The 24,947-nt window shown below is 58.3% G+C and carries 22 protein-coding genes and 2 tRNA genes; 15 read left to right on the top strand and 9 right to left on the bottom strand.

The window, feature by feature from the left end; translation table 11 throughout:
• Positions 1 to 408 precede the first annotated feature (408 nt).
• Positions 409 to 3,141 (bottom strand): aconitate hydratase AcnA, encoded by a 2,733-nt coding sequence (gene acnA, locus HUU60_04880; GenBank protein ID NUL82046.1) that lies wholly within the window; start codon positions 3,139 to 3,141, stop codon positions 409 to 411.
• 82 nt (positions 3,142 to 3,223) lie between these two features.
• On the opposite strand from acnA, the gene HUU60_04885 reads away from it, so the two are divergent.
• Entirely contained in the window at positions 3,224 to 4,639 is a 1,416-nt protein-coding gene (locus HUU60_04885; protein NUL82047.1) for a M20/M25/M40 family metallo-hydrolase, read from the top strand.
• Positions 4,640 to 4,643: 4 nt separating this feature from the next.
• Here HUU60_04885 and HUU60_04890 read toward each other — a convergent pair whose 3' ends face one another.
• Genes HUU60_04890 through HUU60_04905 form a run of 4 tightly spaced genes read right to left on the bottom strand, consistent with a single transcriptional unit; the run spans position 4,644 to position 6,963 of the window.
• The gene (locus HUU60_04890; GenBank protein NUL82048.1) at positions 4,644 to 4,871 is read right to left on the bottom strand and encodes a hypothetical protein; all 228 of its coding nucleotides are present in this window, start codon (positions 4,869 to 4,871) and stop codon (positions 4,644 to 4,646) included.
• Positions 4,872 to 4,888: 17 nt separating this feature from the next.
• Positions 4,889 to 5,188, bottom strand: a complete 300-nt coding sequence (locus HUU60_04895; GenBank protein NUL82049.1) for a hypothetical protein — start codon at positions 5,186 to 5,188, stop codon at positions 4,889 to 4,891.
• Position 5,189: 1 nt separating this feature from the next.
• Entirely contained in the window at positions 5,190 to 5,885 is a 696-nt protein-coding gene (gene hisA, locus HUU60_04900) for a 1-(5-phosphoribosyl)-5-[(5-phosphoribosylamino)methylideneamino]imidazole-4-carboxamide isomerase (protein NUL82050.1), read from the bottom strand.
• 1 nt (position 5,886) lies between these two features.
• Complete coding sequence (locus HUU60_04905) at positions 5,887 to 6,963, bottom strand: alanine--glyoxylate aminotransferase family protein (protein NUL82051.1); 1,077 nt, start codon at positions 6,961 to 6,963, stop codon at positions 5,887 to 5,889.
• 56 nt (positions 6,964 to 7,019) lie between these two features.
• On the opposite strand from HUU60_04905, the gene HUU60_04910 reads away from it, so the two are divergent.
• Positions 7,020 to 8,000 (top strand): hypothetical protein, encoded by a 981-nt coding sequence (locus tag HUU60_04910; protein NUL82052.1) that lies wholly within the window; start codon positions 7,020 to 7,022, stop codon positions 7,998 to 8,000.
• A 10-nt stretch (positions 8,001 to 8,010) separates the two neighbouring features.
• Here HUU60_04910 and HUU60_04915 read toward each other — a convergent pair whose 3' ends face one another.
• A complete protein-coding gene (locus HUU60_04915; GenBank protein NUL82053.1) occupies positions 8,011 to 8,307 on the bottom strand; it encodes a MoaD/ThiS family protein in 297 nt (98 codons plus the stop codon).
• Positions 8,304 to 9,419 (bottom strand): exo-alpha-sialidase, encoded by a 1,116-nt coding sequence (locus tag HUU60_04920; protein NUL82054.1) that lies wholly within the window; start codon positions 9,417 to 9,419, stop codon positions 8,304 to 8,306. The genes HUU60_04915 and HUU60_04920 overlap by 4 nt, the downstream gene beginning before the upstream one ends.
• Before the next feature lie 176 nt (positions 9,420 to 9,595).
• Here HUU60_04920 and HUU60_04925 point away from each other — a divergent pair, with 176 nt between their 5' ends.
• The 4 genes from HUU60_04925 (at position 9,596) to HUU60_04940 (ending at position 13,709) form a co-directional block, all read left to right on the top strand.
• Entirely contained in the window at positions 9,596 to 11,068 is a 1,473-nt protein-coding gene (locus HUU60_04925; protein NUL82055.1) for a hypothetical protein, read from the top strand.
• Positions 11,069 to 11,164: 96 nt separating this feature from the next.
• Positions 11,165 to 12,034: a hypothetical protein gene (locus tag HUU60_04930; GenBank protein ID NUL82056.1), complete on the top strand. Its 870-nt coding sequence runs from the start codon at positions 11,165 to 11,167 to the stop codon at positions 12,032 to 12,034.
• A 215-nt stretch (positions 12,035 to 12,249) separates the two neighbouring features.
• Positions 12,250 to 13,047 (top strand): hypothetical protein, encoded by a 798-nt coding sequence (locus HUU60_04935; protein ID NUL82057.1) that lies wholly within the window; start codon positions 12,250 to 12,252, stop codon positions 13,045 to 13,047.
• 41 nt (positions 13,048 to 13,088) lie between these two features.
• Positions 13,089 to 13,709: a hypothetical protein gene (locus HUU60_04940; protein NUL82058.1), complete on the top strand. Its 621-nt coding sequence runs from the start codon at positions 13,089 to 13,091 to the stop codon at positions 13,707 to 13,709.
• A 2-nt stretch (positions 13,710 to 13,711) separates the two neighbouring features.
• Here the strand turns inward: HUU60_04940 and HUU60_04945 are convergent, their stop codons facing one another.
• A complete protein-coding gene (locus HUU60_04945; GenBank protein NUL82059.1) occupies positions 13,712 to 14,179 on the bottom strand; it encodes a DUF664 domain-containing protein in 468 nt (155 codons plus the stop codon).
• Between the two features lie 90 nt (positions 14,180 to 14,269).
• Between HUU60_04945 and HUU60_04950 the strand changes: the two genes are divergently transcribed.
• The 4 genes from HUU60_04950 (at position 14,270) to HUU60_04965 (ending at position 15,990) form a co-directional block, all read left to right on the top strand.
• Positions 14,270 to 14,345: transfer RNA gene (locus tag HUU60_04950), tRNA-His, on the top strand.
• Between the two features lie 12 nt (positions 14,346 to 14,357).
• Positions 14,358 to 14,433, top strand: a tRNA-Lys gene (locus tag HUU60_04955).
• Positions 14,434 to 14,461: 28 nt separating this feature from the next.
• Positions 14,462 to 15,025, top strand: a complete 564-nt coding sequence (locus HUU60_04960) for a LemA family protein (GenBank protein NUL82060.1) — start codon at positions 14,462 to 14,464, stop codon at positions 15,023 to 15,025.
• The gene (locus HUU60_04965) at positions 15,022 to 15,990 is read left to right on the top strand and encodes a DUF3137 domain-containing protein (GenBank protein ID NUL82061.1); all 969 of its coding nucleotides are present in this window, start codon (positions 15,022 to 15,024) and stop codon (positions 15,988 to 15,990) included. Before HUU60_04960 ends, HUU60_04965 begins: the two co-directional genes overlap by 4 nt.
• A gap of 44 nt (positions 15,991 to 16,034) precedes the next feature.
• On the opposite strand, the gene HUU60_04970 is transcribed toward HUU60_04965, so the two are convergent.
• Positions 16,035 to 17,387: a hypothetical protein gene (locus HUU60_04970; protein ID NUL82062.1), complete on the bottom strand. Its 1,353-nt coding sequence runs from the start codon at positions 17,385 to 17,387 to the stop codon at positions 16,035 to 16,037.
• A 174-nt stretch (positions 17,388 to 17,561) separates the two neighbouring features.
• On the opposite strand from HUU60_04970, the gene HUU60_04975 reads away from it, so the two are divergent.
• From HUU60_04975 to HUU60_04995, 5 genes are all read left to right on the top strand, one after another.
• Complete coding sequence (locus tag HUU60_04975; GenBank protein ID NUL82063.1) at positions 17,562 to 17,909, top strand: hypothetical protein; 348 nt, start codon at positions 17,562 to 17,564, stop codon at positions 17,907 to 17,909.
• 70 nt (positions 17,910 to 17,979) lie between these two features.
• Positions 17,980 to 18,141 carry a hypothetical protein gene (locus HUU60_04980; protein NUL82064.1) on the top strand — a complete coding sequence of 54 codons (162 nt, stop codon included), beginning with the start codon at positions 17,980 to 17,982 and terminating at the stop codon, positions 18,139 to 18,141.
• A 248-nt stretch (positions 18,142 to 18,389) separates the two neighbouring features.
• Positions 18,390 to 19,610 (top strand): TolC family protein, encoded by a 1,221-nt coding sequence (locus tag HUU60_04985; protein NUL82065.1) that lies wholly within the window; start codon positions 18,390 to 18,392, stop codon positions 19,608 to 19,610.
• Positions 19,607 to 21,787, top strand: a complete 2,181-nt coding sequence (locus HUU60_04990) for an efflux RND transporter periplasmic adaptor subunit (GenBank protein ID NUL82066.1) — start codon at positions 19,607 to 19,609, stop codon at positions 21,785 to 21,787. The genes HUU60_04985 and HUU60_04990 overlap by 4 nt, the downstream gene beginning before the upstream one ends.
• 5 nt (positions 21,788 to 21,792) lie before the next feature.
• Positions 21,793 to 24,912, top strand: coding sequence for an efflux RND transporter permease subunit (locus HUU60_04995; protein ID NUL82067.1), 3,120 nt, complete (start codon positions 21,793 to 21,795; stop codon positions 24,910 to 24,912).
• Positions 24,913 to 24,947 lie beyond the last annotated feature (35 nt).

Consider the following 24,947-nt stretch of genomic DNA (forward strand, 5'->3'; position numbering starts at 1 on the left):
GCTTCGGCTGCGAGGAGTGAGGGGCGCTCTTTATTTCGCCAGCTTCAACGCCCGCAGGGCTCGCTTGACCGGATCGTAGTATCGATCCGCAACGCGCTCCTTCAGCGGGACGCCAGGCTTCCGCCTGGCACGGCGTTTCGGCTCGCGGGGGCGCTCGCCCTCCCGAACGGTTGGGAACCTTCCGCCTGGCCTGCCGCCCGGAAGGGCGGCGCTCCGTCTTTTGGCTCGCGGGGACGCTCGCCCTCCCGAACGGTTGGGAACCTTCCGCCTGGCCTGCCGCCCGGAAGGGCGGCGCTCCGTCTTTCGGCTCGCGGGGACGCTCGCCCTCCCGAGACATTCTCGACGAGCCGAACGGGAATCTGCGCAAATGTAGCACAAAACTGAGTACGAATCTGCGCAGAAACGCGCCTATCCCATCTTTCTCAAAACCATGGGAAGAATGCCGCCGTGCCGGTAGTACTCTGCCTCGACCGGCGCATCGACCCGAGCAATGGCGCCGAACTCGAACATGCTTCCGTCGGGACGACGCGCTGTAACGGTGAGCCTCTTTTTGGGCGCCAAATCGGCCACACCCTGGATCGAGATCGTCTCTTCGCCCGTCAGCCCCAGGGTTTCTCGGTTCTGACCCGGTTCGTACACCAGCGGCAATACGCCCATGCCCACCAGGTTGCCCCGATGTATGCGCTCAAAACTCTCCGCTATCACTGCCCGCACGCCCATTAGCGCGGTGCCCTTGGCCGCCCAGTCTCGGCTGCTGCCCGTGCCGTACTCTTTTCCGGCCAGTACCACCAGCGGCACATTGCCCGCCCGATAGCGTTCGGCGGCCTGATAGATCGAAATCTGATCGCCCGTCGGCCAGTGGATGGTTACACCGCCCTCGCTGCCTGGAATCAGCAGGTTGCGGATGCGCACGTTAGCAAACGTGCCTCGGATCATCACCTCGTGGTTGCCCCGCCGCGAACCATAAGTGTTAAACTCATGCGGACGGACGCCGCGCTCTTGAAGATATTGCCCCGCCGGACTGTTGGGCGATATCGCTCCTGCGGGCGAGATGTGATCGGTCGTAACCGAATCGCCGAAAGCGGCCAAGATTCGCGCGCCGTCGATATCGGTCATCGGCGGGGGGGCGTCCGGCATTCCGTCAAAGTAGGGAGGCCGCTGAATGTAGGTCGAATCGCCGCTCCAGTCGTAGATCTCGCCGCTGGGCACGGGCAGCGCCTGCCATCGCTCGTCGCCTGCGAACACGGACGCATATCGGCTCTTGTACATCTCTGGCCTTAGCGATCCGCCGATTACTGCGCGCACCTCGTCAAAAGTCGGCCAAATGTCGCGCAGATAAACAGGCTGGCCGTTTCGGTCTGTGCCCAGCGGCTCGGTCTGCAGGTCGAGATCCACCGTGCCGGCCAATGCGTACGCAACCACCAAGGGCGGCGATGCCAGATAGTTCGCCTTGACTTGGGGGTTGATGCGGGCTTCAAAGTTTCGGTTTCCGCTGAGCACGGCGGCGACCACCAGATTGCCTTCGTCCACCGCCTTTCCAATGTGTTCGGGAAGGGGGCCGCTGTTGCCGATGCATGTGGTGCAGCCGTAGCCGACCACGTGAAAGTTGAGCGCCTCTAACGGCTCCATCAGGCCTGCCGCCGTCAGATAGTCCGACACCACGCGCGATCCGGGCGCAAGGCTCGACTTCACCCAAGGTTGGGTTTTGAGGCCGCGCTCCACTGCTTTCTTGGCCAGTAGTCCGGCCGCTACCATTACGCTTGGGTTCGAGGTGTTGGTGCAACTGGTGATGGCCGCTATCACGACGCTTCCGTGGCGAAGCGCGTACTCTTCAGTTTGCACTTCCTTTCTCGCATCTTTTTCGGCTACATCGTATCCGCCGCCGATCATGGGCGCGATCACTCGGGGGCAGGCAGTCTTGATCTCTTCTTCGGTCAGCCCAAAGCCTCTTTCTGTGGGCGGCGTGCGCAGAATCGCTTGGAACTTCGACTGCATCTGACTGAGCGGAACCCTATCTTGCGGACGCTTTGGCCCGGCCAGGCTCGGCTCGACGGTCGAAAGATCAAGCTCTAAGAGGTCGGAATAAATCGGATCGGGCGCGTCGTCCGTTCGGAACAGCCCTTGTTCCTTTGTATAGGCCTCGACCAAGTTGATCAGAGACTCGTGACGACCGGTGAAGCGGAGATAGTCGAGCGTCTTTTGGTCGACAGGGAAGAATCCCATCGTCGCGCCATACTCCGGCGCCATGTTGGCAATGGTCGCGCGGTCCTCTACTGTCAGGTTAGCAAGGCCGGGTCCAAAGAACTCCACGAATTTGTCGACTACGCCGCGGGCTCGCAACATTTCTGTAACGGTCAGCACCATGTCGGTGGCGGTCGTGGTCTTCGGCAATTCGCCAGCCATCTTGAAGCCGACCACTTCGGGCATTACCATATAGTAGGGCTGGCCAAGCATGACCGCCTCGGCCTCGATGCCGCCCACGCCCCAGCCCAATACGCCCAGACCGTTGATCATCGTCGTATGGCTGTCAGTACCGACCAAGGTATCGGGCATCAGCAGAGTCTCGCCGTTCTCTTGCCGAGACAGCACGACCGATGCTAGATACTCCAAGTTGACTTGGTGCACGATGCCAGTGCCGGGCGGAACGACGCGAAAGTTCTCGAAAGCCTGCTGCGCCCATCGGAGCAGGGCATACCGCTCGTGATTGCGCTCGAACTCCTTCTCTACATTAAACAGAGCTGAAAACTGCGATCCGAACTGGTCGACTTGAACCGAGTGATCGATGACCAAATCGGTCTGTACGACCGGGTTTATGATCGTCGCGTTGCCTCCCCGATCCCTCATGGCGTTGCGCATGGCGACCAAATCGACCACCACGGGCACACCGGTGAAATCCTGCAAAACGACGCGGGCCGGCATGAGGGGGATCTCCACGCTGGCCGGTTTGGGCTGCCATTGAGATACGGCAAGAGCGACCTCGTCCGATCCGAACGGAGAGCGGAGCTGGTTTTCGAGCAGAACGCGAATGGAATAAGGAAGACGATCGATGTTCGCCCCTAGCGCGCTCAGCTTATAGATCGCGAACGAGCCTTCGGGTCGGTTGAGCGTCGATTTTGTGCCCAGTCGGTCGGCCAGCGCCATGTTGTCACCTCGGTTGTGGGAGATGATTGATTTTACCTGCAGGATTTTGGAACCTTGAGAGCGAAGATGGGTAATCATGATTATGAAACGGCCTCTTGTTAGCTTCTGGCTCTCGCTCATCGCCGTCGCGCTGTTTGCCCAGTCGGATGAAGCCGTTATCGAGCGCATCATCAAGGAAGGCAAAGAAAACAATCAGGTGATGGAACATCTGCGCCATCTGACCAAGCAGATCGGTCCGCGCCTGACCGGATCGCCTGGACTTCAAACAGCTTGCGAATGGACGGCGCAGAAGTTTCGCGAGTACGGGCTCCAGAACGTAACTTTGGAAAAGTGGGGCGAAGTTCCGGTCGGATTTGAGAGAGGGAAGCGGCAGATCGCTCGAATGGTCGAACCTGAGCGGCGCGACTTTGAGTTTACTTCGCCCGCTTGGACGCCAGGAACGAACGGTCTGCAGCGAGGCCGCGCGGTCAAGGCGCCTGCCGACATGGAAGAGTTCGAGAAGGTCAAAGAATCACTGAAGGGCGCATGGCTGCTGATGCCGCCCACTCAAGGCGGAGGACGGCGCGCTCCGGACGCCCAGCCTACCGATTTGGAGAAGGCGATAGCGGCGAGCGGTGCGTTAGGCAAGGTTTTTGGCTCGCAAAACGAGTTGGTGCGCACGAGCGGCTCATTTAGGAACCTCACCTGGGAGAGTTTGCCGACCGAGGTGCGCATCACCGTCCGAAAGTCCGATTACGACGCTGTGATGGAGCAAATCGCTGCCGGCAAGCAACCGCTCCTTGAGTTCGATCTTGAGCAACGGTTTATGCGGGGGCCGGTGCCTCTGTACAATGTGATCGCCGACATTCCTGGCACGGAGAAGCCCGACGAGATGGTCATCGTCAGCGGGCATCTGGACAGTTGGGACGGGCCTGGATCGGAAGGCGCGCAGGACAACGGCACGGGCACAATGGTGGCCATAGAAGCCGCACGATTGCTGATGAAATCCGGCGCAAAGCCCAAGCGCACGATCCGCTTTATCCTATGGACCGGCGAGGAGCAAGGTTTGCTCGGCTCGCGCGCCTATGTGGAGATGCACAAGGACAAGCTGGACAAGATTTCGGCCGTGTTCGTGGACGACGGCGGCTCGAACTATCAAGGCGGCCTAACCTGCATTGCTGAGATGGAGCCAATGCTGAAGACGGTGATCGAGCCGGCAATGAAGGCCTTTCCCGACTTACCGATGAAGGTAACCGTACAGGATCGAATGCCCCGCGGCGGCGGCAGCGACCATGCGCCGTTCAATGCGGTCGGCGTGCCGGGCTTCTTCTGGCACGAGACGGGCCGCAACAACTACACGCATCACCATCACACCCAGCACGATAAGTTTGAAACGTGCATACCTGAGTACTTGGTGCAGAGCAGTGTGAACAGCGCGATCGCGTCCTACTTGTTGGCGAATGCGGAGACCCTGTTACCGAGAGAGAAGGCGGCCCCTGCTTCGGAAACGAGGCCCTAAGGCTTCATCCCGCCTCTGACGATTGGCTTGGCTCGCTGGGCGGCGTTTCGGGTTTGGGCGTCTGCTTCTTCTTCGCCTCCTGAACAATGCCAGCGGCAACAACGAGTAGGCCGACGCCGGCAGCGTAGGGCAAGAACCACTCGATCTGGCTGATTAGCTTGCCTCCGACGTAAATCGCCGCCGTGGCGACAATGATCAGCAGTCCAAAGTAAATCAGCTTGTTTTGAGGCATTGCCTATCTCCTCCGGGCTATTCCCTCAGCATTCTCTGCACTTCTTGAGCCGCTTCGACCTCGCCGATCCGATTTTCCATCGATTTCAAGCGATCTTCCATGTGATCCAATCGCTCCTGCAAGCTGAGCGAATGCTCGGTCGTCGAGCTGCGAAGTTTCTTGAGTTCCTCGCCGATCGCGCCTGTCCACTGCCTTTGTGATTCTGACTGCGGCAACGACTTCGGCGCCCGAACCAATCGGATCATGATGCCAATGCCGATCAAGATCAGCATCACCATGATGCCGACTGACGTTATGATGAAAACTCCATCGTCCACTTTATTCCCCCGTAACGTGGCTTAGACTTATTTTACCCTCATAAATCGCTTTGCCGACGATCACGCTCTCGACGCCCAAGTCGAACAGCGTCTTAACATCGGCCATCGAGGCCACGCCGCCCGAGGCGATGACGGGAATCGAAACCGCGGCGAGTAAAGCGCGAACCGGCTCCGGGTCGATCCCGCGCATCGATCCGTCTCGCATGACGTTGGTAAACACAATGCGCTTGCATCCCGCCTGTTCGGCGCTTTTGGCCGCCTTCAGGTAGTCGCCCGCCATGCTTGCCCACCCGTGCGTGGCGGCCTCGCCGAACTTCACATCTAACCCCAGCGCGACCTTCTCGCCGAACTCATTATAGAACGAAGCATCGCCCTCCACCGCCGCCGTGCCAATGACCAAGCGATCAACGCCGGCATCGATCAGCATCCGCGCAGACCCAAGCGTCCTGATGCCGCCGCCCGCCTGCACAGGGATGCCGACCGCGCTACAGATTTGGGCGATCAGAGCATGAGCGACTGGAATTCCGTCGCGGGCGCCCGCCAAATCGACAACGTGCAGCCGCCGCGCCCCTTGGCGCTCGAAATCGACCGCCACGGCGATCGGGTCGTTCGAATAATACGTCTCCGTACCGAACTCGCCGCGCGTCAGTCGCACGCATCGCCCGTCCAACAGGTCGATGGCAGGGATGATCTCCATGCTAACGCATCTCCGTTAACGCGCCTAACAAAAGATCGACGTTTTCCCTCGTGCAGGACCGCCCCATAAGACCGATCCGCCAAACCTTGCCCTTCCATTCGCCCAGTCCGCCGCCGATCTCGATGTTGCAGTTTCGCAACAGCCTCTGGCGCAGTTCGGCCTCGTTCACGGGCGCTTCGATACTGGTGAGCATGGGCAAGCGATTCGGTTCGTCGATCATAAAACGGAATCCCAGTTCGCCTAAGCCCTGCCAAAGCGCCTGAGCGGTTTCGAGGTGGCGCCGATAGCGATTCTCCAGACCTTCTTCTTCGATCAGTCGCAAAGCGGCGTCCATGGCATAGAGCAGGGTTGGGCTGGCCGTGTGGTGATAAATGTGCGGCTCGTTCCAGTAATCCCAAAGCAGCCTAAGGTCTAAATACCAACTGAGGTTGGGCGACCGACGAGTTTGAATGCGCTCCCAAGCGCGAGGACTGACGGTGATGGGAGCCAGGCCAGGCGGCCCGCCAATACACTTTTGCATTGCGGAATAGACGACATCGACCCGATCGCCGTGCACCGGCAGCCCGCCAAGGCTGGTAACGCAATCGACCACGACCAAAGCGCCGTAGTCGTGCGCAAGTCGAGCAATATCCTGAATGGGTTGGGCAATGCCGATGCTCGTTTCGGCATGTACAATCGCGACCAAGCGGGGATTGGGAGTTTCCTTTAGCGCGGCCTCGACCATCTCAGAATCGATAGGTTGACCCCAGGTTTGCTGAACGACCTTACAGTTGGCGCCGTAGCGTCGGGCGATCTCGACCATTCGAGCGCCAAAGAACCCGTGCACGGCGATGATGACGCTGTCGCCCGGCTCGATCAAGTTGCCGAGGGCGGCCTCCATCCCGCTCATCCCCGTGCCGGGCAGGGCGAGCGCGACCTCGTTCTGGGTCTGAAAAACTAGGCGGAGGCGCTTTTGAATAGAAGTCAGAACTTCGAAAAGTTCGGGGTCGAGATAACCGACCACCGGCCTCTGCATGGCCTGGTACACCTCTTCGGGAACCATGCTCGGCCCCGGCCCTAACAGAATCCTCTGCTCCATGAGATTCGAGATTCGCTCCAGAACTCCGTAATCCTGGCATAATAGGAAGTAGAGCCATGAAACTACTCCTACCTGCCCTATTGTTGGCTTTTGCTCCGCAACCGTCGGATCGCGCCGATGTAACGTTTCAGAACCAGTCGTCGTACAAGGTCTACGTGTTCGTTAAGGAGAACCGTCAGTGGATTGGGCCGATCAAGCCTCGGGAAAGCCTCTTGGTTGATGGGGCATTCAAAGTGGGCATCAACCCTTTTGTGGTCGTCAGAGAGAAGAACGAGGATGAGGGCGACCAGAATAGCCATGCCATGGTCTGGCCGTCGAACGAGGTGGTCTACCGAGCTGCCGAGGGCAGGCCGCTCAGACCGGTTAACATCGACATTCCGAACAGAGTGTTCCAATCCATTCGAGAGACCGACCGGAGCATCGACCTGAAAGTTGAGAACAACACCGACTACACGATCGAATTGACTGTCGAAGGGATTGGTAAAGCCTCTGGCCTAGTATCGCCTGTCAGCGTACAGACGTTTGAAGACGTCATTGAGCTAGGAAAGAACAGAATTCTAGTCGTAGCGAAACCCAAGAAAGAACCGACCGAGCCTGGCAAGAGCCCGTTCGTGGATGTGGCTTTCATCGAAGTGGACGGCGGGCGCAAAGGGGATGGCGCATCAATCAAGACGTTGGTGATCACCGACAAGAGTTTTGGATCACAAGGACTGCCCCGTGTGATCGATGAGCCAATAGAGCCGCCCAAGCCGAGCATAAACGGCAGTTGGAAGATGCCGGACGGCCCAGTTCTGCGCATCGAGGGTTCGAACGGATACTGGGAAGAACTGGCTCACTTAGCCAACTTTGGTTTTAAGAAGGGCGAGTTGGGCGTGCGCAACATCAAAGAAGACCCCCAAAAACCCGGCGCTTTCACAGCCGAGGTGCTCTACCGGTTCCAAAGCGGCGAAGAAGATGGCTGGAAGCCAATGACGTTTGACCTAATCGACGCGAACACCATCCAATCCTCCGGCGGCGAATGGAAGCGGGTGGAGTAGTATCCTAAACCTACCCCCCTGCAATTGCGCCGATGATCATGAACGGCTCTTCGCCCTTGGCCACAGCCTCGGGCAAAGGCGCGTCTGCCGGTTCGTTCGACCAATCTTCGCCGCAGGCAAAGAACCGGATGAACGCCCGGCGTTTTAGCGTCCCATAATCGCGGATGGCGCCCTTGAGGGTCGGGTATCGAGCCTCAAGGGCGTCCAAGATCGCGCCGATCGTAACCGCGCCTTCCATCTCTAAACGAACCTCGCCTTCGACCTTGGCCAAATTGCGAAGGTGAAAGGGAAGCGTTACCCGAATCATGCCAGCGTCTGCACCTCGACCGAGAGTACGCCCGGCAGATGCTCGGCAATGGGCGCCCAGCGGTCGCCCGAGTTGTTGCTGGCGTACACTTGCCCGCCCGTAGTGCCAAAGTAGACGCCGCACGGATCGAGCGAATCGACGCACATCGCATCGCGCAGCACGTTCACATAGCAGTGGCTCTGGGGCAGGCCGTCGGTCAGGGCTTCCCATTCGTTTCCGCCTGTACGGCTGCGATAGACGCGCAGTTTGCCCTCAAGCGGGACGTGCTCCGAATCGCTCTTGATCGGCACCACATAGATCGTCTCCGGCTCGTGCGCGTGCACATCGATAGGGAAACCAAAGTCGCCAGGCAGGTTGCCGCTCACCTCGTGCCAGTTGTCGCCCGCGTCGTCGCTGCGCATCACGTCGTAATGCTTCTGCATAAACAGCGTGCTGGGTTTCGAGGGATGAAACGCGATCCGGTGCACGCAATGGCCGACCTCTGCATCCTGATCGGGGATGTACTCGGAGCGCAACCCTTTGTTGATCGGCTTCCAACTGGCGCCGCCGTCGTCGGTGCGGAACGCGCCCGCGGCCGAGATGGCGATAAACATCCGGTTCGCATCGGTCGGATCCAGCAGAATCGTGTGCAGACACATGCCGCCCGCGCCCGGCTGCCATTGAGACCCGGTGCCATGATCGCGCAAGCCAGGGAGCTCGTGCCAGCTGGCGCCGCCGTCGGTCGAACGGAAGATTGCGGCATCCTCCACGCCGGCATAGACGGTATCGGCATCGGTCAGCGACGGCTCTAAGTGCCAAACGCGCTTAAACTCCCACGGATGCTGCGTGCCGTCGTACCACAGGTGATTGCCGGTCGGCGTGGCATAGGCGAACTCGTTGCCCACCGGCTCCCAAGTTTTCCCCCCGTCGTCCGAGCGCTGCATCACCTGGCCGAACCAGCCGCTGGTCTGCGACGCGTAGATGCGGTTCGGGTTGACGGGCGAACCCTTGACGTGATAAATCTCCCATCCGCCAAAAAATGGGCCATCGATCTTCCAATTCTCGCGCTTTCCGTCCGATGTGATAACGAACGCGCCCTTTTTCGTACCGACCAAAACTCTTACGGCGCTCATGCGGTTGTAGCCTCCCAAGCCATTGAATGTGGACAAGAATCTACCTCATGGCCAAGGAAGCTGTGGCCTCAAAGCGTCCGACAATGAGAAACATGAGCGGTTTTGATTGCGCCAGATTCGGCTCTAATCGCTCGAATCCGGCGTATACTATCGTGATTCATAGGAGGCAGGCAACGTTGAAAACTCGAATACTTGGTGCTCTTGCAGTTCTTGCGATGGCGTCTATCGCTTCGGCGCAGACCACAGTCATGACGTACCAGGGCCAGCTGCGAGAGAATGGTTCGCCCGCAAATGGCAGTTTCAACATGACTTTTCGACTCTTTAGCGCAGCCTCGGGCGGAGCGGCGTTAGAGACATTTGGACCGACTGCCGTTACCGTGACCAACGGGCTCTTTAGCCAATCGCTCACGTTCTCGGCCTCTCACTTCAGCGGCTCGGATAGATGGCTAGAGATCGCTGTCGGTTCCAACACGCTTTCGCCGCGAATTAAACTCAATATGGCGCCTTATGCGACTTTTGCGACCAAGGCGCCTTGGACCGGCCTGTCTGGCGTACCGGCAGGATTTGCAGACGGTATCGACAACGACACGACCTATTCAGCCGGTAGCGGCCTCTCTCTTGGCGGAACCACCTTCAGCGTTGCGAACAACGGCATCTCCAACGTCATGCTGGCCAGCGATGGGACATCGCTCAACAAGGTATCGGCAGGCAATATGTTCGTCAATGGCGCGAACATCGGCATTGGTACTAGCGCTGCGATTGGCAATGCGCGATTTGTGGTCAGCCAAGCGACGACCGGTTTCGGCGGTATGTACGTCAATACGAATACTGGCGGACAACCCTTTTATGGATATTCGCAGAATGCCGTGCCAGTCGCATACCACTATCTGGACGGACCGGATGGCAACAAGTGGAAGCTCTTTCATGGCGGAATACGCCTGACCGTTACCTCAACGGGCGATATTGGCGTGGGCACGACCGCGCCAGTTGCAAAGTTAGACGTTGCCGGCACGACAAGGATGACGGGATTTCAGTTGACAACAGGCGCCGCGGCTGGCCGAATGCTCGTCTCCGATGCCTCAGGTATCGGAACATGGCAGGTCAATCCGGGCGGTCCGCCATCGGGCGCCGCAGGAGGCGATCTGACAGGCACCTATCCCAATCCGACTATTGCCGCCAATGCAATAACTGCCACAAAATTAGCGAACGACGCCGCCTCGCTCTCAAAGGTTTCTAACGGCGTCCTGATCAGTAACAATGTGCACGTGGCGTTGCCTACAAACGGCACCCTTCTTTTGAAGAACGATTTCAACCATGGCGTAGGCTGGTTTGGGACGGGCAAACCGTTTGGCACGCACATGCCGGATGGCCCAATTCTTTACGGCTGGGCAGGCGGCGCGCTGGGCACCACCCAGGGCGGCGTTACCTTGGCACTGTGGTGGACGCATACCGGTCGCGTCGGAATTGGGACAACCTCGCCCAGCAACACTCTTACTGTCAATGGAGTTTCAAACTTCAACAATAACGTGGCAATCGGCCTCACAACCCCTGTCGAAGCCTTGCACGTAGTGGGCAACATTCGCGTTGACAGCGGCGAGATCCGAGTTGCGCCAAAGGGTAAGATTGAACTTGAAAAGGGGCTAAGTTGATGCGGTTGCGGCGTCTGAATGAAGAGATTGCGCTCTCGGCTTTCACACCGGAATGCCACCCGGAAGGGCAGCGTTCCGGGATTACTCTTGAAACGCATGGCACGACGAGACGATACTAAGAAGATATCGCAGGACTACCAATTCTTCCAGAGGATGGCAAGGGAAAGAAAGTCCTTCACGCTGGATGAATGGAAGGCTGAGTGCAGACCCAATATGAGAATGGAATCTCTCAAGACCTACATTTCTAAGCACACCCAAGGGTTGGTGGAGGCACAGCTGGATGGGAGATACGCAGTCAAGCGCAAGGTGCTGCGGCTTGATTTTGAGGACTTTGCAATGGGCTACCGTCAGGCGAACCCTCCGGTGCACTCTTATATTCCTAAAGAGCCCAGGCGGGCGCTGGTGTTCGATTTCTTCATGCCCCTTACTCATGAAAGGCGACTGAGGACACAATTAGACCGTTTGTTTCATCATGACGGGCTTGTGAAGTTTGTCGACGGGACGGAGGATGAGGACATCCGCAAGTGCTTGAGGTCTTGCGACGCCTTGAGGTTAGACATTGGTGAACTGCGAACAGCAGTGGTAGAGTTCATGGGAAGGTTATTCTCGGGCTACTCCATCAGCCACGTTTCTGGCCGATTTCGAATCACAGATGTCGTCAAGTCGAGAAAGGAGGCCGCCGAACTTGTCGAAAAGGGAGATCAATACCTTGCCGATGAGACGACTGCGGTAGTGAGATTTATCGTGCCGCTCGGATCAGATTCCAAGGAGGATCAACTTTCACTTCAGATGGAAGGTCTGGAGTGGCCTTCGAATGAGGGCGAACAGATATCCATCATCCGAGAGTTTTTTCATCTTGTCATCGTCCAGACGATCGTTGAGAGCGTAAAGGGCGAGGATGAGATCTGGGTACTAGAGAACGGCCCTGAGGGGCCTCAACTCGGCATCTGGGGCAAACCCGATTGACTATCGCTTGCGAAAGCGATCTTAAGCGCGCATCTGAGCGCCTATATTCTCCGCGCCATTGGTCCATAGTTGTCTCGCGATAGAGAACGGGCTTACAGGAGCGCCCAGCCTTATACCGAAGTTAGTTCTAAGACAGACGAGCAGCGGGTCTGAATTCGCACCTGCTCTCTTTGCCCCGCCAAGGGATATTCCCCTTCGCCTCGAATAGGTCTCTCATGGACAGTTATCCGGTCGATGTAACCGATGAAACCCGCAAGAACTGCGCGGAACTGGCTCGGCTGGAGAGGCCGGGCGTTAGGCTGTTCGAAGATCGATTCGACGGCGATCTGAAGGCTTACTTCGAGATTCGAGGCTTGAAAGAGGGCAAAGTCAAGATAGAGGACGGCGCGCTCCGGGTTACATCGACGGCGAACGCTGGGCGCGAGTCGGGCGCGGGCGTGTCGTATTGGTTCGGCGATCGGGCGCAGGATCGGGTCTACCTGCGCTATCGGATGAAGTTCGCGCCCGATTACGATCAGGGCAACCTCAATCACACGGGCGGCGGGCTGTCGGCGGTATCGGGCGACAACAAGTGGCAGGGCATGGGAACGGCGGGGCAGAAGCCGAAGGGCGACGACCACCTGAGCAGCCGGTTCGAGACGTGGCGCGACTATGGGCGCCACCCGTCGCCGGGCTACCTGTTCTGCTATGTCTATTGGATGGACATGCGGCGAGACCGAGACGGCAACTATTGGGGCAACCTGCTGGCGCCGGCGGAGCGGATTGTGCCCAAGCGCGGGCAGTGGCATTGGATGGAGCAGATGATCGGGCTGAACAAGCCGGGCGAGGCGGACGGGGAGCTGGCGGCGTGGGTGGACGGACGGCTCTATCTGCATTTTAAGGGCTTTCGGTGGCGCAGCAGCCCGGCGGTGCGGCTCAAGCGGTTTGGGCTGGACGCCTATGTGCATCGGGCGCAACAGGACAACACGGTTTGGTTCGACGATGTGGTCTTATCGACGGGGTATGTGGGCTAAGATCGAAGTGGACGGTTGACACCACCCAGGTAAACTCGGGTGTGGCTTCCGAACTCTCGCATCTGAAAGAAGAAGAGCTGGCCGAAGTGTTGCATCGAGCGCAGGAGATCGATGTCGGGAGTCTTACCGGCGCGACCGATGCTCACGATCTGGAACAGTTCATCGCGGCAGCAGAAGAGGTCGGCATTAGCCGAGAGGCCGTCCTGCAGGCCATCCGTGAGAAGACCGGCCAAACTCTCCAATCCTTTAATGTCGGCGACCGCGTATTCGCCAAATCGGCCGACAACGCCTATTATATTGCGACTGTAACCGAGGTTGACGGCCGCACGGCAAAGGTTCGCTTCCTCAGCGGCGGCGATCATACGCTTGCGGTCGCAGACCTGCACTCCGCCTCATTCTTGCCCGGTCAAAAAGTCGAAGTGGATTGGCCCTTCTGGGGCTGGTACAAGGCAACCGTGGTCAAGTTTGACGAGCGGACGGGCAAACTCACGGCGAACGACGGCATGAGCGAGAAGAGCTTTCACTTGACCAAGGTGCGCCTAGGCGCAAAAAGGAGCCAGACCCAAGCGCGCATCTCCTCGCTGCTTTTTCGCACTGCGCTGATTGCGGGCGGCTTGGGCGCTGTGGCCGGCGCGCTGGCCGCCCGTTTTCTGGGGTTTTAGCCTCAGTTATCTGTGGTCGTATGCCCCAATAGGTGACGAACCGAATACGCTTGGCCGCAGTGGTATGCGGTGTGAAACACCTTGTACTGCAGGCATGCTCCCCAAGTCCAGTCCGACCGCCAAGGGACTAACTGATCAAAGTCTTGGACGCTCGCGATGCCGGCTTTCGCCGCCTCGTGCACTTTCTTCACTTCTTCAAGCGTTTGAGCGACGGTCATCGGCAGATGCACGGGATGATCCGCGTGGTCGTCGTAATAGTTGAACCGTTTGTCCACCAGCGGGCTGTCGAACGTGCCGCCGGGCGCCATGCTGGCCTCGTGATAGGCAATGTGCCCGGCCAATTCGCCGACGCTTAGCAGTTTCGGATGCGGCCGCTTCCACAGGTCTTCGTCCGACAGGCCTTCGAATACGAGCGTGAACTCCCAGTGCCCTTCGTCCCATGCCGCCACCAGCGCATTGATCTTTTCCATGCGGCCATTGTGGCATACGTTCGTATACTATCGCGGCGACCCGACCGATTGACTTTCACGGCGCCCATAGTCTATAATGTTCTGCCCATGGCGGGCATAGCTCAGTGGTTAGAGCGCCTGACTGTGGCTCAGGAGGTCGTGGGTTCAATTCCCATTGCCCGCCCCAATTGGTTGCTGGGGGCCGCTAGCTCAGTCGGTAGAGCAGCTGACTCTTAATCAGCGGGTCACAGGTTCGAGTCCTGTGCGGCCCACCATTCCCTGCGATTGGGCAAGGAGGAGCAGATGGAACCGTGGCTGATCATCCCCATCGCCTTTGTCGTCGTCATCCTGATCGCCTACATCGCCATTCGCAACGGCCTGATCGGCAAGCGCAACGCCGTAGAGAACGCCGAGGGCGCCGTCGATGCGATGCTCAAGCGGCGGCACGATCTGATCCCCAACTTGGTCGCGACGGTTCAGCAATACATGAGCCACGAGCAGGGCACGCTGACCAAGATTACCGAGCTACGGTCGCAGGCCATCGCCGCATCGCCCGCCGAACGAGGACCGATCGAGGCTCAGCTGACCCAAGCCCTGAGAGGTTTGATGGTGCAGGTCGAGGCCTATCCCGATCTGAAAGCCAGCTCTAACTTCCTTCAATTGCAGGCGTCGTTGAATGAGACCGAGGAGCAGATCGCCGCTTCTCGACGAGCCTATAACGCGGCGGTTACGGATTATAACAACGCCATTGAGATGTTCCCCGGCAGTCTGTTCGCGTCGGGCATGGGGCTGATGCGCCGCCAGGTGTTCGAAGCCGAAGATCAGGAGCGAGAGACTCCCAAGGTCGCAGAACTGTTTAAGCAATGACCTCGACGGGCGACGACATCGGTCGGATCGTCGCCCAGTTGGAGGCGACCCGAGCCGAAGAGGCGTCCGGCGTTAAGCGCACGGCGATCATTTCGCTCATCGTCGGCGGCGTTATCGGCGCAGGCGTTGCGATCTATCTTCAGAACCCGATCGGCTTGGTGACTGCTCCCGTTGCGGCTATCATTGGCGGCCTCATTGCGCATTCCATGGCCGCTTCTCGCTGGAACCACTCTTTCAAGCATCTCTTTGTGGCTACGGTCGCTCGCAAGCACGGTTTGGAATACGAGCCGAACGCAGGCATCGAAGAATGGGAGTTCATGGCGACCGGTCTCTTCAATCAGGAACCGGATCGCTATTCGACCGAAGACCTGATGCACGGGACGCACGAAAAGACTAAGCTCAAGTGTGCCGAAATCCATGCGGAGTACAAGACCGAGAGCGTCGATAGCAAGGGCAATCGGACGACGCATTGGCACACCATTTTTCGCGGTCGAATGTTCGTGTTCGACTTTAACAAGCACTTCAACGGAGTCACCTTGGTATTGCCGGATCGCGAGGCTTCGTGGCTCGGCGGATTTGGCGAGACGCTTCAGAAGTGGGCAGGGAAACTGGGCCTAGCAAAGGGCGAGTTGGTGAAGTTGGAAGACCCGGAGTTCGAGAAACTTTTCAAGGTCTACTCGACCGATCAGGTGGAAGCGCGGTACATCTTGACTCCCTCGCTGATGCGGCGGATTTTGGACTTTCGGCAAGCGCTGAAGTCCGACGTGCATTGTGCCTTTTTCGGCGCTAACTTGTATGTCGCGGTGTCGTCGAAGCAGGATTACTTTGAAGCGCCCAGTCTCTATCAGCCGCTGGAGCATTCGCTGAGCCCGGAAAAGGTTCACGAACACGAGTTCGACGTTCGCTTTGCGCTCGATCTAGCCGATCAGCTCAATCTTAACACGCGCATTTGGTCAAAGCAGTAGAGGCATTTCGGCGCCCTACTGCTTTGCATCTCGCTATACCTTAGCTAGCACCCCACCCCATAGTTCTCCAGCACAATGGCCAGATCAACGTCGTCGATCGTGCCATCGCTATTTAGGTCTTCCCGCATTAGGGCGCCGCTGGTGCCAAACGCTGCCAGAATTAGGGCCAAGTCGGTGTCGTCCACGCATCCGTTGCCGCTTACGTCGCCAATAGGCGAGCAGATGCCTCTTGGATTTGCAAGGTAGCTCTGCAACCCCGAATGTTGGACAGCCGTGCCCGAGTTGGAGCCGCCCGTCGTCGTGCATCCGCCATGGGTGTGGACACCTATGGCTAGGCCGTCCGCCTCGGTTACAACGGGAGACCCAGAGTTGCCGCCGGTGGTGTCGACGGCGTATTGGATTCGGGTGCCTGACAGCCCGCTGTATGGGCCGGTGTGGGTTTTCTGCACCAGGCTGAGTTCGCGAGGCAATCCGCCGCCGCTGGGGGTGTTTGGGCTTGTCGTGCCATAGCCGGTTATGCGGATCGTTTGTCCAGAGCCGGTAGGGGCCGCGCCAGCCAGTCGGTACGCCGTTCCGCCCATGTGGGCCCGTGCGTGCTTACCAGTGATCGAGTTTGCGCCAGTGAAGAATTGGGCATAATCGTTGCCAGTGCCGCCGCTGCCGCTGGTTTGTATGGAAGAGTTGAGCACCGGGAATTGATCTTGCGGAGGCGGGGCGACCGCCGTGCCGTCGGATGTGGACAGCGGCACATTGAACTGTACGATAGCATTGGTCGTTGAGGTGGAGATGCAGTGGCCGGCAGTCAGGAAGCGATTCGTGCAGTCTCCCCGGTCGATCAGCCATGCAGTGCATCCAATCGGCCACAGGCGGCCTTGACGCGGGTCGAACGATCGAACACGGTCGTCTCTGTTGCCGCAAATCGATTGCAATTCTGCCGCAGGACCATCGCTGGCCATTACGTTCGTCATCGATAGCCGATTGCCGCCGGTGCCCGGATAAGCAAACAATTCAACCAAGACCTTTTCACCATTGAAAACGGCAGACGAGTAGCTCCAGTCGGCCAAATGTCGCACATCCATGGTCTGATGCGCGCCGTCGAATATAGAGGTCATCTTAATGTAAGACCCAGTGCCTTGGTAGGGATCGCCCGAAAGTACGACAACGTCGAACATCAGACGGAGCCACTCGGAGTGCGGAACCCAGACCCATGTCGAATAGATCGGCACAGCGATATTCGGGTCTCCATCGGCGGGCGCCATGACGACGCCGGAATCGGCATAAATCGCTACGTTCTTGACGGGAATTGGCGACGGCTGTGCAATGGCCGATCCCGCACTTACGATGATCAACGCTACCAACGACCACCGTGCCAACCTTCTGCTAACTATCTTTAACATTGCGCATTCCTCCTGTCAACCTTGTGCCTACTGGCACGCATAGGCTCTCTCGGCATTGATGATGATTATATCATAGGTTCGGCCCAGAAACTCGCTGCCGAGGCGTCGTCCGCTAAGCGACCGAGCAAAAGCCGCAGTTGTTGCGATGGCAGGCATCTGGTATAACATTCGGCCATGAAGCGAAATGGGTCGATAACGCTCCTTGTTGTACTGTTGCTCTCAGGATGCCAAAAAGACTCGACCGAAACGACTGCGACAACGGACGATTCGGCGCGGACGACGACTACAGCGCCTGCGTCTACAGAAGCGACCGGCTCGACCGATTCCTCTACGCCCGCAACGGCCACTGAAGCCACTGAAGTCAAAGCCGGTATGGATATGGCCGAAGTGAAGAAACTACGAGGCGCTCCCAAAGAGGCCAAGCATGAGCACGGACCGGGCGGCGCCGAGATCGACATTTGGGTCTACGAAGACCGGGAAGTCCGATTCGAAGGCGGTAAAGTGGTCGATCGGCCAAAATAAGAAACGATGACTAGAGGCGTCAGAGGCTCGGTTTGGTCGATTTTGCTGTGTTGCTGTCTCTTGTCGCCTCTTGTCCACAGTTTTGTGCCCCATCATCATCACGGAGTCGGCGGAAGCGGGCATGCCCATTGCGACGCCGCCCATGACTGTCATCAAGGCCTTAGCCACTATCGGCATCATTCGCGCGTTCAATTTACGTGCGATCCGCTATTGGCGGATCATGGCGACTTAGTTTCATCGATCGCCATAGTCTGGAAACGGTTTTGGATTGCTCCAGCTTCGATGCCTTCGGCACAAGAGATTCGACTAAGCGACGAATCTGAGACCGTTTGTCAACCTTTAGGCCCGGTCGCCAAACGGCGGGCCGCAGTTGTAGGACCGGTCGGCCTCCGAGCCCCTCCTGATTCATTGGCTTAAGTTGTTTGCAGGGCGGCGACGCCCTGTCTGACCTTAGTCAATTTTAGAACTCAGGAGGCAATCATGATCATTTATCGGGTCGCGATCGGGGCATTTCTGCTCGTGTGCGGGCTCGGCTCGTTCGGACAGAGGGCGATTACGGCTGAGGAGTTTGTGCTCCGGACCTTGGCCGCGCACCCTCTCGTCCAAGCGGCGGACGCAGACGCTGCGAGGGCTCTTGCCCAGCTAAAGTCCGCCCGCGCTCCGGCTAATCCGACCATTGAGCTTGCGCCAGGCGTTGGCGCGACCAATGGCAACCTAGCGCTAGCCTCGACCATCGATCTGTTCGGCAAGAATCGAATCGCCGCTAGGGTAGAGGCGGCGGAGAGGTCGTTGTCAGAGGCATTGGGCGTCGGCGTTCGGCTTGAAGCGGCGCGAGAGGCGCTGTCCGTCTATGCCGAGGTCTTGACCGCCCAATCAATGGTCGCAGCCTCAGAAGAAGGTTTAGCAACGGCCATAGCCATCGCTGAGACCGTGCGCAAACGGCACGAGATTGGCGCGGCCACCCTCGTTCAAGTTAGAAGAGCCGAGTTAGATGCGTTGCGCGCCGGTCAAGCGTTGAATGCCACAAAGGCGACCTTGCACCAAGCCAGAATGGCGGCGCTCTCTTTGATTGGCGCCAAGCCGGAGGAAGAAGTCTCGTTTGAGGGCTGGATCGCCTCCAGCGACGAGGGTGGCGCAGTCGCTCCTTCATCTCCGAGCGTCAAGGCTGCCTTGGCGGAAATTACCATCGCTGAGGCCAAGATTGGCTTGAGCAGGGCCTCTCGCCTACCCTCTGTTACCGCAGGCATTGTTGCCGACTTCTGGAGCTTAGACAGAAACCCGACGACGAGGAACAACATCGGCTTCCAAGTGTTGCTGACAACGCCGATTGTGGATCTTGGACAAAGCTCAAATGCGTTGAGAGCGGCCGAAGCGAGTTTAGCCCGCTCAAGGGCGATGCTTGCAGAGGCTCAAAGAAGGTCGGCGCTCGCACTCGGCCAAGCTCGATTCCAGTTGGATGCAGCGCGCAGCGGACACAAAGCATACAGAGAAGAACTGATTCCGATGGCAACGGCCATCTTGGAATCGTTGCGCGCGGGCTACGAAGCCGGACTAGTCGCGCTTGCAGAGGTTTTGGAAGCCCAGCAATCCCTAGGGCGTTTGAACGCAGAAGAATCACAGGCCAGGTTGGCCGTTTACAAAGCCGAGGTCGAGTTGCTCGCAGCATTGGGCAGACTCCCCGGCGCGGAGGCAAGTCGATGAAACTCAATCATCTTTTGATCTTTCTGACGCTGGCCACAAAGGCCGCGATGGCCGGAGGCGAAGGTCCCGGCCACGCGCACGGCCCGGACGGTCGGCACATTGTTACCGTTGACGAGCGGCAAGGCCGGAGCGGCTACGTCCTCAGCCACCACGACATGAAGGTGCTAACCGAGGACGGCAAGCCTGTTCTAAACGTCGTCATCGACTCTACGATCTATCGTGCGGGAAAGCCTGAGGAAGTCGTTCATCGAGAAAGGAACGTCTACGAGCCAGAGAACGGCGTTTACGGTTCTCACATGACCTATCAAGAAGAGGGCGATTATGTGCTTTCTCAGGCCGTGGCGATGCCGGATGGGCGAAAGCTCAATGTGGAGTTTCCGATATTTGCGAGGGCCGAATCGGAAACGGCCGCCTCGACTGCCGCCAAACCCGCGATCTCGCCCGTCATGGTTGGAATCGGAGCGCTCGTCTTTTTATCCGGGCTTTACGCAGCCTATCGCTTTGGAGCGCGAAACGCTCGCCAAACCGGCGCGGTTCTGCTCGCTCTGTACCTATCGATGGGGGCTTTGACTCTAAGGTCGGCGACTGCAGGAGAAGAAGGGGAGGGTCATGCTCATGGTCCGGATGGGCGCCACATTCTTGCCGATGCCGGCGCCCAGCAAGCGGGCGCCCCGAAGATTCTGGCCTACGCTTCTGGCGATTTGAAATTAGATGCGTCGAAGACCGTCGATGGCATCACATTCGTGCTATCGATTGAGAACGAGACGATCGAGCCGGATCCAAGCGTCGTCTACTTGACCGAGGCGGAAGCAAGCAAGATTGGTCTTGAGACCGCGCAGGCAACACAGAGCGCCGCCGCAAGCTCTTTGCAAGCCACCGGACAGATCAGCGCCAGCCCGGACGGCATTGTAACCGTCAACGCGATTGCTTCAGGCAAGATCGTTGCTCTGAGAGCGATCCCTGGCACTGAAATTCGCAAGGGCCAGCCCCTTGCGATTATCGAAAGCGCCGAGCTAGCCGATGCCCAAGCAGAGTACCGGAGCGCGAATGTCCAGATAACCGATGCGCAGTCAGGCATTGAGGTTGGCAAAGCGGCGCTTGCACAAGCCTTAGCGGAGCTTCAGATCGCCGAGCAAACCTGGGAAAGGCAGCGCAAACTGGCCGAGTTAGGCGAGTTTGACGCGCCCTCTTTGGAGAGGGCGCGCAAGGAACATGCTATGGCCGTCGCACAGCACAAGGCGCTCAAAGCCCAACAGAGCACATTAGCCAGCTTGCTCGAACGCCAGCGGCGCGGCTTTCAGTCGGGCGTAGTTTCTCGAAACGACTTAGAGGCCACTGAAGCAAACCTTGCGGAGACCGCTTCCAAAGTTGAAGAAGCCGTCCAGAACGAGTCGATTTCAAAGGCTGCGCTTCAAAGAGAAGAAGGCATTGCGAGAGGTGGAATCCGCACATCCAAAGAACTCGAAGCGGCCGAAGGCGCCGTAATCATCGCTCGATCGCGCGTCCGTTCGTTACAGAGCGAGCAAAGCCAACACCGCGCCCGACTGGAAAAGGCGCAAAGTGCGCTCAGGCTTGCACAGGTCAGGATAGCCCAGTTGGGCGGCGCGCCCAATCAAGGAAGCCAAGTCGTCGTTTCGGCTCCCATCTCGGGCGAAGTCGAGAGGCGTACGGTCAGCGTTGGCGAGACGGTCTCGGTCGGGCAGCCTCTGTTCGAGCTTCTGAATGCGGACGTTGTGTGGGTACTCGCCGACCTGTACGAAAAGGACATTCCGAAGGTCCGGGTTGGCCAACCGGTCGAGATTGTCGCCGACGCCCACCCCGACCTGCTTTTCAAAGGTCGAGTCTCATTCATACACAAGGAAGTGAATCCGGAGGCTCGCACGACGCCGGTCAGGATTGTGATCGACAATCCCGGCGAGATTCTCAAACAGCACATGTTCGTACGAGTAACGATTGGAGACAACGATACGTCGGCGGTAACGGTGCCAGCCTCCGCGGTACAGCGACAAGGCGGTATCGACTACGTCTTTGTCAAGGAGGGCGATCGGAGCTTTCGAAAGACGATCGTCCGCACCCTTGTGCGGCGAGACAGTCGAACGGTCGTCGAAGGCCTGAAACCAGGTCAGACGGTTGCCACGGCCGGCTCGTATCAACTGCTAGCGCTTGCGGGGAGGTAACTTGCGTGCTTAATCGCGTTATTCAAGAGAGTCTTAAGCACAGGGTTATCATCATCGCATTCGCGGCGCTAACAATCTTGTACGGCATCTACACAGTGCCCCAAATGAATGTGGACGTGCTGCCGGATCTGAACAGACCCGTCGTTACCATCATGACCGAAGCGCACGGGTTGGCGCCAGAAGAGACCGAGACGCTTGTTTCCTTTCCAATTGAGGCGATGATGAACGGCGCAACTGGAGTGCATCGAGTGCGCTCCTCTTCGAGCGCGGGATTTAGCATCGTTTTTGTAGAGTTCGATTGGGACATGGAGATCTACCGAGCGCGGCAGATCGTCAGCGAGAAACTCCAGTTGGTGCAGGCGCGCCTTCCGGTAGGGTCGATTGCCTCGCTGGCCCCGATCAGCTCGATCATGGGCGAAATTATGCTGATCGCTCTGTCGAGCAAGAGCGGCGACACTGCGCCGACAGAGGTGCGGGCGCTTGCGGATTTTGTCGTCAGACCTCGATTGTTGGGCGTGCCCGGCGTGTCTCAAGTCGTCGCGATCGGTGGCGGAACAAGACAGTTTCAAATACTCACGAATCCATCGCGCCTAAAGCAGCATGGCATCACGCTGACCGAACTGACCGATGCGGCCTCCAAAAGCAACGTGAGCGCGGGAGGCGGATTCCTGTTGGAGGCTCAACGAGAAGAGATCATCCGCATCAAGGGCCGAATCAACAACATCAAGGACATCGAGCAAACGGTGATCAAAGCCGTTAATGGCGTCCCGATCACGATCGGTCAGGTCGCAGAGGTGAAGTTTGACAAGGGATTGCAGCGCGGAGACGCGAGCGTCAACGGCGATCCGGCCGTTATCCTCTCTGTACAAAAGCAGCCCGAAGCGAACACCCTGAAACTTACGCGAGAGGTCGACGTCGCATTGCGCGAGATAGAGGCATCGCTCCCCGACGACATTCAGGTCAATCGCGACCTCTTTCGACAAGAGCGGTTCATCTCGCTCTCGATCGAGAACGTGTCCAAGGCGCTTCTTGAGGCCACCGTCATCGTGCTGATCGTCATCCTGGCGTTTCTGATGAACGTTCGGGCGACTCTGATCTCGATCGTTTCGATCCCAATGTCGTTCGTGCTGACCCTGTTGCTACTGGCCCGAATGGGCATAGCGATCAACACGATGACGCTGGGAGGGCTGGCAATCGCGATCGGCCTTGTGGTCGACGACAGCATAGTGGACGTCGAGAACGTCTTTCGCAGGCTGAGGCAGAATTCGGTCTCGAACTCGCCAAAACCAATTCTAGACGTGATCTTTCGCGCCAGCGCCGAAGTGCGCAACAGCATCGTTTACGCCACGCTGATCGTGGTCTTGGTGTTTGTGCCCCTCTTGTCGCTCGAAGGCATCGAAGGCCGCGTGTTCGCGCCTTTGGCGATCGCGTTCACCTGCTCTATGGCTGCCTCGTTGCTCGTCTCTCTAACGCTCACCCCGGCGCTTTGCGCGATCGCCCAGAAACAAAGTTCAGCGGCCGAGGCGCGAGAAACCAGGCTGGTCCGACTGCTCAAACGACTGAACGCTCCTTTAGTGCTCGGCGCAATGGGCAGGCCCTGGCTGGTGATGGCGGTTGTTGCAATGTTGACTGGCTTGGCGATTCTCGCGGTCGTCAACTTGGGCCGTGAGTTTCTTCCAAAGTTCAATGAGGGATCGCTCTCCATAAGCGTCATTCTGCCGCCCGGCTCGAGTCTGGAGGAGAGCAACCGCATAGGCACGATTATCGAACGTGCTGCTTTGACCGTGCCGGAAGTTACCTACATCGGTCGCCGGACTGGGCGCGCAGAGATGGACGAGCATGCGGAGGGCGTCAATCACTCCGAACTGGACGTCGGTTTAGCCGATTCTCCGCGTGGTTCGGCGCTCGCCATCGAAGAGTTAAGATCCAAGATAGGCGGCATTCCGGGGGTGTACACCTCCTTCGGCCAACCCATTTCACATCGATTGGACCACTTGTCGTCGGGCGTCCGCGCAGCGCTCGCAATCAAGATATTTGGCCCGGATCTCGATATCCTCCGGGGCATAGCGAACCAAGTGAACGGAGTGATGCAGGGCGTTGAAGGCATTGTCGACTTGCAGATAGAACCTCAAGTCGAGGTGCCCCAAGCCAGCATAGAAATCGACCGGCCAGCGGCGGCACGGTACGGAATCTCTCCGTACGACTTGGCCGAGAGCCTCGAAATCGGGTTCGCCGGACAGAAGGCGTCGCAGGTCTTGCTGGGGCAGCAGACGTTCGACATGGTCGTCTGGTTTACGCCTGAAGCCCGGGGCGACTTGGATCAAATCAGGTCGATTCTTATCAGCGCTCCGACTGGCCGACCGATACCTCTGGGCGAGATCGCCAAGGTGAGCCGCAACACTGGCCCCAACACGATCAATCGCGAGAACGTCTCTCGTCGCATCGTCATTCAAGCCAACGTGGAAGGCCGAGACTTGGGCGGCATCGTCGGCGAACTTAGAGGCAAAGTGAGAGAAATCCAATCGTCTTGGCCGCGCGGCTACTATGTGGAGTATGGCGGCCAGTTTCAAAGCCAAGAAAGCGCCATGCGCCGCATATTGGTTCTTGGCGCGTTTACCATCGTAGGGATTTTCTTGGCGCTTCTCGTTGCGCTCAAGTCTTGGAGAATGGCGCTTCAAGTCATGGTCAATCTGCCCTTAGCATTGATTGGCGGCGTCGTCTCTGTCTATCTGACCGACGGCATGCTATCGGTTGCGTCGATGGTGGGCTTTATTACTCTGTTCGGAATTGCCACGCGAAACGGCATCATGATGCTGTCGCACTATTCGTACCTAATGCAGGAAGAGGGCGCGCCTTTCTCCAAAGAGACGATTCTGCGCGGCACTCAGGAGCGTCTCGTGCCTGTGCTGATGACCGCGCTGGCCGCTTCGCTCGGATTGTTGCCCCTCGCGCTTTCCCACGGAGAACCGGGCAAGGAGCTTCTACATCCTATTGCAATAACGATTCTGGGCGGATTGGTGTCTAGCACCCTCTTAGACCAAATGGTTACTCCGGCGCTCTTTTGGGTTTTCGGTAAGAAGGAGTGGGCAGCGCGGGCCGAGCAGATCGATCGGTCTGCAGACTAAACGGGCAGGAACCGGAAATCGCCTGTCAAAACTAC

The organism is Armatimonadota bacterium (genome assembly GCA_013359125.1).
Taxonomy (GTDB): domain Bacteria; phylum Armatimonadota; class Fimbriimonadia; order Fimbriimonadales; family GBS-DC; genus JABWCR01.